Raw genomic sequence first — 15294 nt, forward strand, 5'->3', positions numbered from 1 at the left:
CTGTGTTGGGGCGTCCCTGACATAGAAAGACATGCTGAACAGATTGGAACCGCCTTTGAGCGGTTCAGGCTATGGATGGCAGAGAAGTGATGAGGAGAGGGGGCTAAGCCGCCAGTGTGATGATCGTCCGCAGGCCGCCTTCGCCACGGTTCTGAAGGCGCACGTCGCCGCCCTGTGCCCGCAGGATTGTCCGGGCGATGGAAAGTCCCAGGCCGGTGCCGCCTGTTTCGCGGTTCCGGCTGGTTTCGATCCGTACAAAAGGTTCGAAAACCCGTTCAAGCTCGCTCTCGGGAAGGCCGGGGCCATTGTCCTCGATGATGATGCGGGCAGTGCGATCTTTTTCTTTCTTTTTTGTCGGTGGAATGAGCGTGACATGGGCACTTCCACCATACTTCAGAGAATTGAGAATGAGGTTGTTCAGTGCGCGCTTGAGTGCCACGGACCGTGCCTGAATGCGGACTGGCTGCATCGGCAACTCATAGACAAGCGCGTCTGCCTGATCTGGATGGCTCTCGGCTGCTTCATCCATGATGGTTTGTAGCAGGGTGCGCAGATCAAGGAAGACAACCTGTTCGTTAGAGGCGCTGTCACGACCGAAAGCCAGTGTGGCGGCCACCATGGCCTCCATTTCATCAAGATCCGCCAGAATCTTGTTGCGGAGTTCATCATCGTCAATGAATTCGGCGCGCAGCTTCAGTCGTGTGATGGGTGTGCGCAGATCGTGCCCAATGGCCGTGAGCATGAGCGTTCGATCCGAGACGAAACGACGGATCCGCATGGACATCGTGTTGAAGGCGATAGCAGCGCGACGGATCTCTGATGGGCCGTTTTCCGGAAGAACCGTTGAGCTGTTCACGTCCCGGCCAAGCGCCTCGGCAGCGGTGGCCAGTGTCGTGACGGGGGCGATCAGACGACGCGTCGCCCAGAGGATCAAGGCGCCTCCGAAAAGGGACATCATCAGGAACGCAATGATGAATGTCGGCGCTTCGAAAGGGTTGGGCAAGGGCATGACGTAACGGATGACAAGCCAGCACTGACCATCCGGCAACAGCATTGACGTGGAATGTGTACGAAGTTCCTGCCCGGCCCAGACTTCAAGTGGATAAAGGGATGAAGGCAGGAATGATCCGCGCATGAAAGGTGGGATTTCCCGATATCCTTCGCGGCCACCCAGTCCCGGCCCGTACCATCCTTCGGGGCCGCCTTCATGAGGGCGGTCAAAGTTCCGTTCGTCAGGGAAAGGGCCGTGTTCCGGAGCGCCAGATGGATGTTCTTCACCCGGCGGGGCTGCTCCCGGAAGGCCCGGCTCAATCATCCCTCCTGGACCAAACGGAGCCCCGCCCGGACCGAAGCCTGGCGGCGGTGCATGAAACCGCCCCTGAGAGAGCCCCCCAGATGCGAAAAAGGGGAGCGGGATTTTGTGGCTATGGATTTCCTGATCCGGTGTCCGAAGCAGCAGAACTGTTGTGTTCGACGGGATGTGCAGGTCGTCTATGGCGTTTTTCCGGTCTTCCGCCTTTGTTTCCGCAATCGTGCGGTAAATGGAAAAGACCTGGATCTGATAGTCATGCATCTGGCTGCGTTCAGCCAGATCAAGGCGGTCAAGCGCGTGGATCCCCAGTCCCGCAAGTTCAATAACGCCCAGCCCAACAATCAGGAGCAGGCTGGTGCGGGCGACAAGGGAACTGGGAAAAAAGCGCACGGTCAGACGCGTTCGACTTCTGCTGCAAGAACATAACCACCACCACGCACGGTCTTGATGACCTGTGCATTCCGGCCGTCATCTTCCAGCTTGCGACGCAGGCGGCTGATGGCGACGTCAATGGCGCGGTCAAACGGTCCAGCCTGACGGCCGCGAAGCAGCTCAAGCAGCATGTCCCGGGTCAAAACGCGGTTGGCGCGTTCCAGCAGCGCGATCAGAAGGTCATATTCGCCACCCGTCAGGGAGATTTCTGCTCCATCCGGGTTGAGCAGACGGCGGCGGACCGGGTCGAGGCACCAGCCGGCAAACATGATCTTGCGGGTATCTGTGGCTTGGCGCTTTTCGGAGGCATCAACCGTCCGGCGCAGAACAGCGCGAATGCGGGCTAGGAGTTCGCGGGGATTGAACGGCTTGGCGACGTAATCATCGGCACCAAACTCCAGCCCGATAATCCGGTCGGTTTCATCGCTCATGGCCGTCAGCATAATGATGGGGACATTATCCTGGGTGCGCAGCCAGCGTGCGACTTCAAGGCCGCTTTCGCCCGGAAGCATCAGGTCCAGAACCACAAGCTGGTAATGACCATTGGCCCAGGCTTTTCGGGCTTCACGACCATCGCGCGCAGCCGTGACGCGAAAGTGGTTCCGTTCGAGGAACTTGCTCAGAAGCTCCCGGATTTCACGGTCATCATCGACGACCAGAAGATGGGGAAGGGTTTCTGTACCCATGATGATGTTACCTTCCATCGGCTTGTGGCGCGGTTCAGGTCCGCCGCGCCACTTTCGTGCTTACGCCAGCCAGGAGGGAACCGGGAGGTTTTTCGCACGAAGGAACTCAGGGTTGAACAGCTTGGACTGATACCTTGCCCCTCCATCGCACAGGATTGTAACAATCGTATGTCCAGGACCAAGCTTCCTTGCAGTTCGGATAGCTGCTGCAACATTGATGCCTGACGAACCACCTACGGACAGGCCTTCTTCTGCGGTCAGGGCAAAGATCTGCTCCAGCGCTTCCGGGTCTGCAATTCGCTCTGCATCATCAGGTGCGCAGCCCTCAAGGTTGGCTGTGACACGTCCTTGGCCAATGCCTTCCGTGATGGAACCGCCGCTGATGGTCAGATCGTTGGATTTCACCCAGCCATAAAGTGCGGAACCTTCCGGATCAGCCAGAACGATTTTTGGGGCTGTCTTGCCGGCTGCCGCAGCCTGTTCCCGCAGGCCCATTCCGATGCCTGCCAGAGTGCCGCCGGTGCCGCAGGCGCAGGTGAAGGCATCAATCTTTCCGCCCGTCTGGTTCCAGATTTCGACGGCTGTCGTAGTGCGATGGCCTTCGCGGTTGGCAGTATTGTCGAACTGGTTAGCCCAGAAAGCACCGGTTTCTTCAGCCAGACGACGCGACACATGAACGTAGTTACCGGGGTCACGGAAGGGCTTGGCGGGGACCAGTCGCAGGTCTGCGCCGATCATGCGTAGAAAGTCGAGCTTTTCGCGGCTCTGGGTTTCCGGCACGACGATGATCGCCTTGCAGCCCATGGCCTGCGCCACCAGCGTCAGTCCGATGCCAGTATTGCCAGCTGTTCCTTCGACAACGGTTCCGCCGGGTTTGAGAGCGCCAGTGCGGAAAGCATCTTCGATGATGGCAAGTGCCGCACGGTCTTTGACAGACCCGCCGGGGTTCATGAACTCTGCCTTGCCGTAGATGTCACAGCCGGTTTCTTCGGAGGCGCGCTTCAGACGGATGAGCGGCGTTCCGCCAATGGCGGCCGTCATGCTGGAGGAGGTGCTCTGCCACCCTGCCGAAACGGACTGGTGTGGGCTGGTGATGTCAGTCATACGTTCACTCCTGTGCTAACGGAATTATAGACCGCGTTTTGTAGGGATGAGGAAGGCCATGAAGGTACTGACAGCAAAGCAGGCATGGGACGTGCTTGCAAATGAAGCCGACAGCATCCTCGTCGATGTGCGGACACCTGTGGAATGGGCGGAGATTGGTCTGCCCGATTCTTCTGCCCTGCCAAGGCCCGTTGTGTGTCTGACGTGGCAGCCGGGTCTGGAACAGATGTTTCTGGAAGGGCTGCTGAATGCCGTGCCTGATCAGAACAGCCGCGTCCTGTTTCTGTGCCGGTCGGGGATGCGCTCCCATAATGCAGCGCTTCTGGCTGAACATGCCGGATATGCGGATGTAAGCAATATTGTTGACGGCTTCGAAGACAAGCATGGCCCCGGCACGGGCTGGCGCGCCGGGGGACTGCCATTCGTTCACATGCCGCTGTCAGGTTCCTGATCGGCGTCATAACGGACTTCAAGGACGACGCACCACGGATAGCGGCTGTCGTAGCTGTGGCCTGAACCATCAGCGATCCGGCCGTTCGCATCTGTGGGAACATGTGTCAGGGACACGGCGTCGTCCACATTGCCGCCAACGATGCTCAGCTCATGACCGAAAGGCTGGTCATTCTGATTGACGGCCGCGACGATGCCGCAATGGGCCGGGAAACCGTAAGACGTAGGCAGCATCGAGAATGTCACGGTCTTGCTACGGCCACGGCCTACGCAGATCAGATCGCCGATCTTCGGAGTGTAGCTTCCCGGATCATGCGCGCTGACACCGCTGGACTGCCCACTGGCGGCCGCGTTGATATAGGTCGCGTGGTTAGGCGAGTACGGGAAGCGGTCATTCGCGCCGGCGACACGCATGACGTAAGAAATGAATGCTGCGGACCAGGCGTAGCGCCCGTCATGCACGGCTTCGAAACGTGTGCCGTTCGCATCGGTTTTGCCCGTCCAGCCAGCTTCCGTTTCATACGGGTCCTGGCCAATCCACCAGTATTCACCAATGCGCTGCCACAATCCGGGAATGCGTTCCGGTTTCAGGGCAGGATCGGTGGGTTCCGGCCGGTCTTCCGGGTCATCATCTGACACGGGGGCACCGAACATCCGCCATTCACGCAGGGCAATGGCTGCGACGTCCTGACGGTTGAACGGCTCGAAATTACGGGTCGCAAAGTCCGGAACGTGGCTGTTGTAGCCCACCGGACCTGTTGTGCCGTTCGCATACTGTGCGTTGGGAGTCTGGGCCGGATACGGACGGACACTGTTCTGACTGGCGCAGCCGGTCAGTGCGAACAGGGCGGCCGTAGCAGCTGTTCGCCAGAAAATATGCGAGTCTGACACAATCATCCTCATGCTGGCTCGATGAACCTGCATCTTGAACGGCAAGTGCGATGGGGCGTCAAGAGTTGGGGCAGAGCATGGCGTGACTGCTCGCAACCGATGCCGTTATTTTGCGGAGAGTTTTAGCCGGGCAGACTAATCAGGCGCACCCTAATGAGGAAACTCTGACGGAGTGCAAACCCGGGTGCATCGACAGAAGCGTACACCCTCATTTTGAAGGCAAGTCAGGCCCCTGCTGCTGGCAGGGGCCTATCCTCACAGGACTGTTAGGGCGTGGGTTTAGTGCCCGTCAGGGAACAGCCCCTTTAGTCCTTCTTCCGAAGCATCACAGCGGCCGCGTTCCGTAATCAGGCCCGTAACCAGACGGGCAGGTGTGACGTCGAATGCCGGGTTGGCGGCCGGGCTGTTATCCGGTGCAATGCGCACGCGTCCCGGAGCGCCGTTATCCGTCAGACCCGTCATGAACAGGACTTCGTTCTGGCTACGCTCTTCAATCGGGATTTCCTTCACGCCGTCCCGAACACGCCAGTCGATCGTGGACGACGGGAGTGCCACCCAGAACGGGATGTTGTTGTCTTTGGCTGCGAGCGCCTTGAGGTAGGTGCCAATCTTGTTGGCCACATCGCCCTGCGCGGTCACGCGGTCGGTGCCGACAATGACCATGTCCACATCGCCAGCCTGCATGTAGTGGCCGCCGGCGTTATCCGCGATGACGGTATGTGCGACACCATGGCTGCCGAGTTCCCAGGCTGTGAGTAGGCTACCCTGATTGCGGGGGCGGGTTTCATCCACCCAGACATGCACCGGGATGCCTTCGTTGTGCGCCATGTAAATGGGGGCCAGTGCTGTTCCCCAGTCTACTGTGGCAATCCAGCCGGCATTGCAGTGCGTGAGAAGATTGACGCGGCCTGTCTTACCCTTGCGCTCCCAGATTTCGCGGATCAGGTCCAGTCCATGGCGGCCGATGGCTTCATTGACCTGCACGTCTTCATCACAGATCGCATCGGCTTCCACATATCCGGCTTCAACGCGCGCTGCTGGCGTGAGCGCGCGCAGACGCGTCACCATGCGTTCAATCGCCCAGCGCAGATTGATGGCGGTCGGGCGTGTCTCGATCAGATCAGCAGCCGCTTTTTCCAGCGCAGCATCGGATGCGTCGTTCTGCAGGGCAAAAACCAGACCATAGGCCGCAACGGCACCAATCAGCGGAGCACCGCGAACCTGCATGCTGCGGATTGCATGCGCGACAGCGTCGACGTCGCGGAGTTCAAGCATCTCCACTTCCCAAGGAAAGCGGGTCTGATCGAAAATGCGGATGCTTTTGGCGTCGTCAGACGGGCGCCAGATGCTGCGATAGGCAATGCCATTGATCTTCATTGGATGCTCCTGGGAGACGCTCCGGCATTCAGGGCGCGGAACAGAAAAGACGTCTTATAGCGCATGTGCGCGATACACTCCGCGAACTCAAGAGTGGAAACCCCCGGGCCGTATTGCGCGTTGGGCGGATATTGCCTTGCGAGTGTTCAGAAACCGGTAGTATGAATTGTATTACGTTTCGTGTCTGGATTCTCTTTCTAGCTGTAGGGAAAGATAATGGCCTCTCTCGTGAACTCCGGAAATACAGCCGTGCGCTCGTCTGACGCTCAGCCACGTCTTTCCACGAAAAACAGGTCTGCCAACATGACGGCGCTGGAAAAATACCGTTTGCTACGGGAGAATCGTAAGGTGGTGCGCCGCCAGAAGCTTGAACAGGAAAAGCGCCAGATCTCTTCCTGAGCAGGCCTCTTTCACTCTTCTGTCTCAGGCTGTTAAGCCTCATCCTCGCTCGGCCCCTTGTTTGTCGGGCCGGATCTGGAAAAGGGCTGAGCAGTGTCTCTGCGTGTACTGACGGTTCTGCCGCCGCGTGAACTTTATGCTGAGGGCCACGCTGGCGCGATTTCCCTGCTCGTCAGCCGCGTGGCCCTTTGTGATGATCGGGTTATGGGCAGAGCTGTCTCCGGCGTGCCATTGTCGGGCGGCAAATTTGTTCCTCTGAAGCGTGGCATATGGCCACTTCCTCAACGCCTGAACTATGCGCTGTCCTGCGTTCGCGCAGCCCGACACTTCCGGCCTGATCTGATCGAGGTTCATAACAGGCCGGATCTCGCCATGGCGCTGTCCCGTGTCGCTCCCGTCCGTCTGATTCTGCACAATGATCCGCGCTCCATGAGGGGCGCCAAAACTGCGAAAGAAAGATCTCGGCTCGCCGCGAGGGTGCTGGTGTGCGCTGTGTCCCGATGGGTTGCGACGTGTTTTGCAGAAGGCAGCGATACATCGCCACGCGTCGAAATTCAGCCGAACTGTGTGGATCTGTCCGTATTGCCAGCTGAGCGCCCGCGGAAAAAACAGGTTCTGTTCGCGGGACGGGTCGTTGCAGACAAGGGGGTAGATGCTTTTGTCTCAGCCTGGGCAAGTCTTCGGCATCAGTATCCGGACTGGACAGCTGTCATTATGGGCGCTGACAGATTTGGCCCGGATTCACCGGAAACTCCGTTTTTGACTCGGCTGCGGCCTCAGGCGGCACAGGCTGATGTTCTGATGACGGGCTATCGGTCTCATCCGGATGTTCTGGAAGCCATGACGGAAGCGGCTATTGTTGTTGTGCCAAGCCGCTGGCCGGAGCCATTTGGCATGACGGCGCTGGAAGCCATGGCGTGCGGGGCGGCTGTGATCGTCTCGCCACTTGGCGCGCTGCCGGATGTAGTCGGGGACGCGGCCCTGCTAGCGGCTCCGGATGCTACCGGAGCGCTAGAGGCGGCGCTGGGTCAACTGATGGATAACCCAGCACTCAGAGCGGAGCTGGGCCGTAAGGGCCGCGAACGGGCCGCTCTGTTCAGTCTGGAGGCTGCCCGCGCGCGCCTTGTCGCGTTGCGTCAGGCAGCCATTGCTTTCAGTCGCGGTTCGGCGGCCCCATGAAGGTCGGGTCAATCGCATCCGGGACGTGACGTGCCAGAATTTCGTCTACGGCCTTCTTTTCCTCGTCGGTCAGAGACCAGCCGAATACATCCTTCACGCCGGAGACCTGTTCAGGCTTGCGTGCGCCCCAAAGTGCGATAACTGGCCCCTGATCCAGAACCCAGCGTACAGCGAAGGCGAGAACGGACTTGTCGCGCTTGGCGGCTAGCTCCTTGAAGTCTTCGACTGCGGTGAGATAGCTCTCGAATTTCGGCTTCTGGAACTTCGGATCACCTGAACGCAGGTCATCTTTTGGGAAGCTCGTGTCCTTGTTCATCTTGCCGGAAAGCAGTCCGCGGCAGAGCGCGCCGTAAGCGAGCACCACGGCGTTATTCTTCTTGGCGTATGGGAGAATATCTTTTTCGCAGGTGCGTTCGAACAGGTTCAGCGGGGGCTGAATTGTTGCGAGTGGGGCAACTTCGCGAAAAATATCCATCTGCTCCGGCGAGAAGTTGCTAACGCCGAGCGCCCGGATCTTGCCTTCCTGATGAAGTTTCTGCAGCTCGCGTGCGCTTTCATCGATGGGCGTCTTGTCATCGGGCCAATGGATCTGTTCGAGATCAATCGTCTCGACCCGCAGACGGCGCAGGGAGTCTTCCACTTCCTTGCGGATGCGGGCAGGGCGGGAGTCACGGAAAACCTTGCGGTCTTCGGGTTTATCATCCGTCCAGTTCAGGCCCAGCTTTGTCGCGACGAAAGCCTTGTTGGGCTTTTCGGCCAGTGCGCGGCCAACAACTTCTTCTGAGTGCCCGAAGCCATAGACGGGTGCCGTGTCGATGAAATTGATGCCGTCATCGAGAGCTGCATGGATGGTGCGAACGCCGTTTTCATCGTCCGGCCCGCCCCACATCCAGCCGCCAATGGCCCAGGTGCCGAGAGCTACGCGGGAAACCGGAGTGTCGATGCCGGGAATGAGAATGGTGTCTGAGGACATGCCTGTCTCCATAAGAAAGGGACTGTTTCAAAAAAGCGCATTCGGATGGAGGTGGTTGCATGGAAAGTCGAAACCCGCCATCCACAATGTCCATGCGCCTGTCTTCTTTTTCCCTGACCCGCCTCGGCCAGTGGCTTGCTGTTCTGCTGCCGCTGACACTCACGCATCTTAGGGGGCTGGCGGAAGCAGACCTCGATATTCTTGCCGTTCTACTGTTGGTGCAGTCGGCACGAACGCGGCAATGGGACTGGGCAAGAGAGCCCTGGGTCATCGCGACCTTTTGTTGGTGGGGCTGGCAGGTTTTGTGCACAGTCTGGGTCTCGCCCGGGCATGGGGCACTGGGCCAGTCTCTGGCAGCCATCCGCTTTCCGCTGGCTGCCGCAGCGCTGGGCTGCTGGCTATTACGCGATGACGTCTGGCGCAGAAGAGCGCTCTGGGTCACGTGTGGATGCGGGCTCTACATTGCATTCCAGATTATGGTTCAGGCGGCGTTCGGACGAAATCTGTTCGGCGTGCCGCGCTTCCATGATGGCACTCTCACAGGCCCCTACACGCATCCCCGTGCCGCTGCCCCATTGTCACGCCTTATTCTGCCGATGCTGATGCTTGGTTGTACGTTGATCGAGGGTTGGAAAAGTCGTTGGTCCCGCACTCTGGGGCTCTGCGCCGCGACGGTTCTTGCTGTGGCCGTCATGGTCCTCGCGGGGCAGAGAATGCCGTTCGCGCTTTCGCTGTTCGGAATTGGCATCTGCGCGCTTCTGTATCGGCCGATGCGCCCGGCAGCGCTTGTTGCGACGGCAATGATGCCGCTTCTGATCTTTGCAGCAAGTGCGCTGTCGCCCGGTAGCTTCTCACATCTCGTTGTGCTTGCCCGCCAGCAGTTGACGCATTTCAGCCAGTCTCCTTACGGCGAGATTTACACGCATGCTGTGGTGTTGGCGCAGGAACATCCTTTGCTGGGGCAGGGCTATGACGCCTATCGCCATCACTGTGATGACCCGGCGACGTTCCACGGTCTGTCGTGGCTTTCCATGGCAACGCCAGAAAAAGGCTGGCGCGATCTCTGTGTTCAGCATCCGCACAATCATTATCTTCAGGCTCTGGTAAATGCCGGCATTCCGGGCCTGATCCTGTTTGTGCTGATGGTGGCCTGCTGGCTCAAGGCGCTCTGGCCGGGACGGCAGGGTTCAGCCATTGCAATCGGTCTTTTTGCTGCGGTCTTCATTCAGGAATGGCCCATCGCGTCCTCTTCGGATTTCATGAATCTGCCGTTGGGTGGATGGGGATTTCTGATGCTCGGTCTGGGGTTGGCCTATCGCAACGGCTTTCAAGACACGGCGCGCGGGCCTATATCGTAAGCAAATTACGGAGGCACCCCCATGTCCAGCACCAGTGATCCGGCACGCGCCGGAACCGTTCCCGTTACTGTTCTGACCGGCTTTCTTGGCGCCGGTAAAACCACCCTGCTTAACCATATCCTGACTGCTGAGCACGGCCGCAAATATGCCGTGGTCGTCAATGAGTTCGGTGAGCTTGGCGTGGATAACGACCTCGTGGTGGATGCCGACGAGGAAGTGTTCGAAATGAACAACGGCTGCATCTGCTGCACCGTGCGTGGCGATCTGATCCGCATTCTCGGCGGCCTGCTGCGCCGTCGTGGTCGTTTTGACGGGATCATCGTTGAGACAACAGGCCTTGCCGACCCGGCGCCTGTCGCACAGACGTTTTTTGTAGATGAGAACATCCGCGAGAAGGCCCGTCTTGATGCTGTCGTGACAGTTGTTGATGCCTTCAACATCATGCAGACGCTGGAAGAAAGCCCGGAGGCCGCCAGCCAGCTCGCATTTGCGGATGTGATCGTTCTGAACAAGACCGACCTTGCCGATGAAGAGCGCCGCAAGGAAATCGTTGCCCGCATTCGCCAGATCAATGCCGTGGCTGAAATTCACGAAGCCCAGCATGGCGGCGTGAAGCTGACGGACATTCTGGATCGGGGTGGCTTTGATCTTCAGCGTGCCCTGTCCACGATGCCGGACTTTCTGGAAAACGATCATCACTCCCATGAAGAGGGCATCGTCAGCATTTCCCTCTCTGTGAAGGAGCTGATTGACCAGCGCCGTTTCCAGGCCTGGATTGGCGCGCTCCTGCAGGAACAGGGTGGTGATATCCTGCGCTCCAAAGGCATCCTGCACTTCAAGGGTGAAGATCAGCGCTTTGCGTTTCAGGCCGTGCATATGATGGCAGATGGTGATTTCATCGGCCCCTACCGTGAGGGAGAAAGCCGGGACTCCCGTCTGGTTTTCATTGGCCGTAATCTGAACCGTCCGCAGCTTCGTCGCGGCTTTGAAAGCTGCATCGCGGAATGACACGGGAAATCATTGAAGATCGCGGCGCAGAACGTCGCTTTGAAAGCCCGATCATCGGTGTCGTGTCATCGCGTGATGGCAAGACGCTGGCTGCGGCCACCGCAGACGGTGAGATCATTCTCATTCCACGCGACAAGATGAATACGCTTGGCGCCTGGACGGTTCTCTCGGTTCACGAGGGGGCGTTGTGTCTGTCACAGGACAGCCTGCCGGATGCATTTCTGACGGGTGGTGAGGACGGAAAACTTGTCCGCACCTATGCCGACGGTCGGACAGAGGTTCTGAGCGAAGGGCGCCGTTGGGTCGATTGCATTGCGTCATCCACCACGCATTTCGCGTTCTCGGCTGGCCGGGAGCTTGAAGTCCGGGCGGCTGAAGGCACGACAACGCTCAAGAAGCTGGATCATCCATCATCTGTGACGGGCATTGTTTTTGATGCCAAGGGCAAGCGCGTTGCGGCCTCGCATTACAACGGTGCGTCTGTCTGGTTCGTGCAGGCCAAGGTCGATACGGTGCGCCCGTTCGAATGGAAAGGCAGCCATATTGGCATTGCCATTCATCCGGGTGGGGAAGCTCTTGTGACGTCCATGCAGGAAAATGATCTGCATGGCTGGCGTCTGGCCGATGGGCACAACATGCGCATGAGCGGCTATCCGAAGCAGGTGCGGTCCATGGCGTTTACGCGCAATGGTCGTTGGCTGGCGACGGCCGGGGCGGATGCCATTGTGCTGTGGCCGTTCTTCGGTGGCGGCCCGATGGGCAAGGCCCCGTCCGAACTGGCCCGTCTTCCGGGGCTGTTTGTCAGCGCTGTGTGTCCGAACCCCAAGGAAGACATCATTGCGGCCGGCTACGAAGACGGGACTGTTCTTCTGGCTGAGATCGGGGGCGGGGACCAGCGTGTGTTGCCTCTCTGCTCAGGCCAGAAAGCTGCCCGTGGCAAGGTGACGTCCGTGTCCTTTACCCCGCAGGGCGGGGCTATCATCTTCGGAACGGAAGATGGAACGGTTGGTGTTGTGGACTTGTCTGCTGCAAGCTGAGCGTCGCTTCAGACCGTCATGAAAAGGAGGCCTTTGGGCCTCCTTTTTTGCGTTCAGGCAGTGAAAAAATGGCTCAGCCCCATCCCACGCAGGCCCCGGCGATAGGCGATGGAACTGCGATCTGCCATCACATGCGCCTCAAGGTTAGGGTCAAGCGGCAGGTTTTCCGGCTTCTGCGCCTCAACAATCTGACGGTCTTCTTCAAAGACGCGGCGATTGAATTCGTAAACATCCTCAACGGAGCCAGTCGTATCGAAATTCCGGCAGATTGGCGCGAACATGCGTGTCAAACGAGCCGAAACCGGTGAGGCTGCATTCATGATGACGAGCCTGCCATCGTTCGGGAAGTGGATTTCCAGCGTTGCCGTGAAGGGCAGGAAAACCCGGAAATGCCGGAGCCATTCGAAGTTCGCAAACTCTTCAACGCCCAGAAGCCCGTGCGGAAAGTTGGAGACGTTGCTGCGATATTCAGCCTCGAACCCCGTTTCCGTCAGCTTGGGTGAATAGGATGGAACGATCGGGTTTTCAGGGTCTGCAAAAGTCTCGGTATGGACGAAAGCAAAATGTGCCACGTCAATAAAGCCTTCGACCTGACGTCCTGCGAAGCCCTTGATGTCGATGGACGGGCAGGTGATCTGCTGGAAGGCTGGATCGTCCCAGTGTGGCATCGGTGGGAGATTGATTTCTCCTTCGGGGCGCAGGCACGTCCAGATGAGGCCGAACCGCTCTACAACAGGGTAGGTCTTCAGGTGGAGCTTCGGCGGGATCTTGCTGTCTGGATGTGCAGGGACACGCACGCAACGGCCATCCTGACCAAACCGAAAACCATGATAGGCACAGGCAATCGTCTCGCCGTTTCCATTCCCCATGCTCAATGGCACACCACGATGAGGGCACAGATCATCGGCAATAACGATATCATCTCCAGAGCGGTAAATGACGAGAGGTGCATCCAGCAGCACCGCCCCGAGCGGGCGCTCCCCGAGTTCACGGGACAGGGCGACAGGATACCAGGACTTGGCAAGGATCTGCCAGTCTGCGGGTTCGAACGTGCAGTTCCGTGGCAGGTCAACGGATGCAGGAGAGCGGCTGGCGCAGGCTGCGGTCATGGAAGGGTCCCCGCGGGCTGAAAAAGGATCTCGCAAATCATTTCATGGATAGGGTGTTCTCGGATATAGCATAAATATGCTTGTCGCGTTCTAATAATGAGGCACTATAGGCTGACTGAATTGTCTCGATTGGCTAAATACGGCCCATATGGAACGATATCGGAATGAGGTGCCTTATGCCCAGACTATCTTCTCCGCCTCATTTGCAGACGCTCATCATGTTCCTGGAATATCGCGCCTGGGCTGACAGCCTGACATACAACGCTCTGCTCAAGTTACCGCAGTCGGAGATTGTGAAACCGCGGCAGACAACGTTCAGCACCCTCTTGGGCACCTTGAACCATGTCTATGTCGTCGACGATATTTTCCGCCATCATCTTCAGGGTCAGGATCATGGGTATCGGTCACGTCAGACCGATGAGGTACCCGATCTCGAAACGCTCTGGCAGGCCACGCAATCCATGCATCAGTGGTATCTGAATGACGTCAGGCAATGGAGCGTGGATGATTTGAGCTGCCCGATTTCATTCACATATGTTGATGGCCAGCCTGGGGTGATGACCCGTGAACAGATCATTCTTCATGTCGTCAATCACGCCACTTACCACCGGGGATTTGTAGGCGACATGCTCAAGCAGATCCCGGAGAGCTGGCCTTCCAATGACCTGACAGTCTTTCTCCGGGATGAGTATCAGCGGTCTGTGTGACCAAGGTCCTGTTCAGGTGCGATGATATCCCTGACACGCTGTTTGAGCTCTTTCGGGCCAGGAAATCCTCCATCGCGCTTGCGTTCCCAGACGAGCACGTCATCCACATGAATTTCAAAGCGTCCACCGGTATCAGGGATCAGGGCAACTTCCCCGAGAGCCTGCCCGAACGTGGAGAGCAGTTCCTGCGCCATCCACCCAGACCGCAGAAGCCAGTTGCATTGCGTGCAATATCGGATTGAGACGCGCGGTGCTGTGGAGGACATGTCTTTTCTCCTGGGGTGAGGCGTTGAGGAGCATCATTGCACAGCACGGCAACTCTGCCATCTTTCAGATGTGTCTCTAGGCACGACTTGCAACGGTCATAAAGAAACACTTTCCCCCGACAGGAAGAGAACATTATGAAAGTGGATCGTCTTTATTCCCTTTCGTGAGACCCTGCGCCGTATGATGTCGTCTGTCCGCCTGCCTGTTGCACTTCTGATGTGCGCCACTCTGCTTTCTGCCTGTGAAACACCATCCCGGCAGCCATTACCAGAATCTGCAGTGCCGGATGCCCGTCTGGTTCTGCCGCAGCCTCCAGCCTCAGGCAGTGCCGCGCAGGCGGATGATGACCGTATTTTCCGTGAGACACGCGCTTTGAAAGATACGCCACGCTGGGCGCTTGCACAGAAAGATGCAGATCTGGAAGTGCCGCATCTTGTGCGCGATTTCTCCTGCTCCGTCGGCTATACGCTGGATCTGGCGAAGGCGCCCCATCTGGCGATTGTGCTGAAGCGCATGGAAAATCCCATCATTCACCGGACGTCAGAAGCCAAACATTACTGGCATCGGACACGGCCGTTCGTTGGCACGAACCTACCAATCTGCACCTCTCCCGAGGGATTGGGTCTGCATTCCTCATATCCATCAGGCCATACGACGGCGGGATATGGCATGGCTCTTCTGCTTGCTCATCTGATGCCTGAACATGCCACCATGCTTCTGCAGCGCGGGCGTGTTTTCGGTGAGAGCCGGATTGTCTGTGGGGCGCACTGGAAGTCGGACGTGCAGGCTGGCTTCCTGAATGCATCGTCTGAAATGGATGCGCTTCTTGCGGCTCCGGAATTGCAGGATGATCTTGCCGCCGCCCAGCAAGAACTACGCGCCATGAAGGCTACGGCCCCTGCACCAGATGCTGCTGACTGTGCTGCAGAAGCAGACGCTGCCGCACATTCCATTCTGTCTGAATGATAAAAATCCGGCCAAGAGCAGAAAGCTCCACGGCCGGAT

16 protein-coding genes are annotated in these 15294 nt (G+C 58.3%); 8 read left to right on the forward strand and 8 right to left on the reverse strand.

The window, feature by feature from the left end; translation table 11 throughout:
- Positions 1-103: 103 nt before the first annotated feature.
- Genes KP707_RS01245 through KP707_RS01255 form a run of 3 tightly spaced genes read right to left on the reverse strand, consistent with a single transcriptional unit; the run spans position 104 to position 3534 of the window.
- Positions 104-1702 (reverse strand): ATP-binding protein, encoded by a 1599-nt coding sequence (locus KP707_RS01245; protein WP_211501912.1) that lies wholly within the window; start codon positions 1700-1702, stop codon positions 104-106.
- 2 nt (positions 1703-1704) lie between these two features.
- Positions 1705-2430: a response regulator gene (locus tag KP707_RS01250; RefSeq protein WP_046900890.1), complete on the reverse strand. Its 726-nt coding sequence runs from the start codon at positions 2428-2430 to the stop codon at positions 1705-1707.
- Between the two features lie 60 nt (positions 2431-2490).
- Complete coding sequence (locus KP707_RS01255) at positions 2491-3534, reverse strand: cysteine synthase A (RefSeq protein ID WP_086634001.1); 1044 nt, start codon at positions 3532-3534, stop codon at positions 2491-2493.
- Between the two features lie 58 nt (positions 3535-3592).
- Between KP707_RS01255 and KP707_RS01260 the strand changes: the two genes are divergently transcribed.
- A complete protein-coding gene (locus tag KP707_RS01260; RefSeq protein ID WP_174694771.1) occupies positions 3593-3985 on the forward strand; it encodes a rhodanese-like domain-containing protein in 393 nt (130 codons plus the stop codon).
- Here KP707_RS01260 and KP707_RS01265 read toward each other — a convergent pair.
- Both KP707_RS01265 and mtnA read right to left on the reverse strand, forming a co-directional pair.
- Positions 3961-4881, reverse strand: coding sequence for a DUF2272 domain-containing protein (locus tag KP707_RS01265; protein ID WP_086634000.1), 921 nt, complete (start codon positions 4879-4881; stop codon positions 3961-3963). The two genes, KP707_RS01260 and KP707_RS01265, sit on opposite strands and share 25 nt — an antisense overlap.
- A gap of 273 nt (positions 4882-5154) precedes the next feature.
- Positions 5155-6252: an S-methyl-5-thioribose-1-phosphate isomerase gene (gene mtnA / locus KP707_RS01270; RefSeq protein WP_211501913.1), complete on the reverse strand. Its 1098-nt coding sequence runs from the start codon at positions 6250-6252 to the stop codon at positions 5155-5157.
- A 249-nt stretch (positions 6253-6501) separates the two neighbouring features.
- Between mtnA and KP707_RS01275 the strand changes: the two genes are divergently transcribed.
- Positions 6502-6651 (forward strand): hypothetical protein, encoded by a 150-nt coding sequence (locus tag KP707_RS01275; RefSeq protein ID WP_232309094.1) that lies wholly within the window; start codon positions 6502-6504, stop codon positions 6649-6651.
- Between the two features lie 99 nt (positions 6652-6750).
- Entirely contained in the window at positions 6751-7830 is a 1080-nt protein-coding gene (locus KP707_RS01280; RefSeq protein WP_211502224.1) for a glycosyltransferase family 4 protein, read from the forward strand.
- Here the strand turns inward: KP707_RS01280 and KP707_RS01285 are convergent.
- A complete protein-coding gene (locus KP707_RS01285; RefSeq protein WP_211501914.1) occupies positions 7805-8803 on the reverse strand; it encodes an aldo/keto reductase in 999 nt (332 codons plus the stop codon). The genes KP707_RS01280 and KP707_RS01285 overlap by 26 nt on opposite strands.
- A gap of 59 nt (positions 8804-8862) precedes the next feature.
- Between KP707_RS01285 and KP707_RS01290 the strand changes: the two genes are divergently transcribed.
- The 3 genes from KP707_RS01290 to KP707_RS01300 are packed head-to-tail and all read left to right on the forward strand — an operon-like array spanning position 8863 to position 12206.
- Positions 8863-10161 carry an O-antigen ligase gene (locus KP707_RS01290; RefSeq protein WP_249210268.1) on the forward strand — a complete coding sequence of 433 codons (1299 nt, stop codon included), beginning with the start codon at positions 8863-8865 and terminating at the stop codon, positions 10159-10161.
- Positions 10162-10182: 21 nt separating this feature from the next.
- Positions 10183-11169 (forward strand): GTP-binding protein, encoded by a 987-nt coding sequence (locus KP707_RS01295; protein ID WP_211501915.1) that lies wholly within the window; start codon positions 10183-10185, stop codon positions 11167-11169.
- The gene (locus KP707_RS01300; RefSeq protein ID WP_211495938.1) at positions 11166-12206 is read left to right on the forward strand and encodes a WD40 repeat domain-containing protein; all 1041 of its coding nucleotides are present in this window, start codon (positions 11166-11168) and stop codon (positions 12204-12206) included. Before KP707_RS01295 ends, KP707_RS01300 begins: the two co-directional genes overlap by 4 nt.
- Positions 12207-12259: 53 nt before the next feature.
- On the opposite strand, the gene KP707_RS01305 is transcribed toward KP707_RS01300, so the two are convergent.
- Positions 12260-13315 carry an aromatic ring-hydroxylating dioxygenase subunit alpha gene (locus KP707_RS01305; RefSeq protein WP_211501916.1) on the reverse strand — a complete coding sequence of 352 codons (1056 nt, stop codon included), beginning with the start codon at positions 13313-13315 and terminating at the stop codon, positions 12260-12262.
- A 176-nt stretch (positions 13316-13491) separates the two neighbouring features.
- Between KP707_RS01305 and KP707_RS01310 the strand changes: the two genes are divergently transcribed.
- On the forward strand, positions 13492-14022 hold the full coding sequence (locus tag KP707_RS01310) for a DinB family protein (RefSeq protein ID WP_211501917.1): 531 nt from the start codon (positions 13492-13494) through the stop codon (positions 14020-14022).
- Here the strand turns inward: KP707_RS01310 and KP707_RS01315 are convergent.
- On the reverse strand, positions 14007-14288 hold the full coding sequence (locus KP707_RS01315; protein WP_046899997.1) for a SelT/SelW/SelH family protein: 282 nt from the start codon (positions 14286-14288) through the stop codon (positions 14007-14009). The genes KP707_RS01310 and KP707_RS01315 overlap by 16 nt on opposite strands.
- A gap of 181 nt (positions 14289-14469) precedes the next feature.
- Here KP707_RS01315 and KP707_RS01320 point away from each other — a divergent pair, with 181 nt between their 5' ends.
- A complete protein-coding gene (locus KP707_RS01320; RefSeq protein WP_211501918.1) occupies positions 14470-15255 on the forward strand; it encodes a phosphatase PAP2 family protein in 786 nt (261 codons plus the stop codon).
- The last annotated feature ends 39 nt before the right edge of the window (positions 15256-15294 follow it).

Origin of the sequence: Gluconobacter sp. P5E10 (assembly GCF_018812145.1) — a bacterium.
Taxonomy (GTDB): domain Bacteria; phylum Pseudomonadota; class Alphaproteobacteria; order Acetobacterales; family Acetobacteraceae; genus Gluconobacter; species Gluconobacter cerinus.

Coding starts and splice junctions, on each gene's coding strand:
- KP707_RS01250 (WP_046900890.1), bottom strand. CDS start 2,430: ATGGGTACAGAAACCCTTCCCCATCTTCTGGTCGTCGATGATGACCGT.
- KP707_RS01255 (WP_086634001.1), bottom strand. CDS start 3,534: ATGACTGACATCACCAGCCCACACCAGTCCGTTTCGGCAGGGTGGCAG.
- KP707_RS01260 (WP_174694771.1), top strand. CDS start 3,593: ATGAAGGTACTGACAGCAAAGCAGGCATGGGACGTGCTTGCAAATGAA.
- KP707_RS01265 (WP_086634000.1), bottom strand. CDS start 4,881: ATGATTGTGTCAGACTCGCATATTTTCTGGCGAACAGCTGCTACGGCC.
- mtnA (WP_211501913.1), bottom strand. CDS start 6,252: ATGAAGATCAATGGCATTGCCTATCGCAGCATCTGGCGCCCGTCTGAC.
- KP707_RS01285 (WP_211501914.1), bottom strand. CDS start 8,803: ATGTCCTCAGACACCATTCTCATTCCCGGCATCGACACTCCGGTTTCC.
- KP707_RS01290 (WP_249210268.1), top strand. CDS start 8,863: ATGGAAAGTCGAAACCCGCCATCCACAATGTCCATGCGCCTGTCTTCT.
- KP707_RS01295 (WP_211501915.1), top strand. CDS start 10,183: ATGTCCAGCACCAGTGATCCGGCACGCGCCGGAACCGTTCCCGTTACT.
- KP707_RS01300 (WP_211495938.1), top strand. CDS start 11,166: ATGACACGGGAAATCATTGAAGATCGCGGCGCAGAACGTCGCTTTGAA.
- KP707_RS01305 (WP_211501916.1), bottom strand. CDS start 13,315: ATGACCGCAGCCTGCGCCAGCCGCTCTCCTGCATCCGTTGACCTGCCA.
- KP707_RS01310 (WP_211501917.1), top strand. CDS start 13,492: ATGCCCAGACTATCTTCTCCGCCTCATTTGCAGACGCTCATCATGTTC.
- KP707_RS01315 (WP_046899997.1), bottom strand. CDS start 14,288: ATGTCCTCCACAGCACCGCGCGTCTCAATCCGATATTGCACGCAATGC.
- KP707_RS01320 (WP_211501918.1), top strand. CDS start 14,470: ATGATGTCGTCTGTCCGCCTGCCTGTTGCACTTCTGATGTGCGCCACT.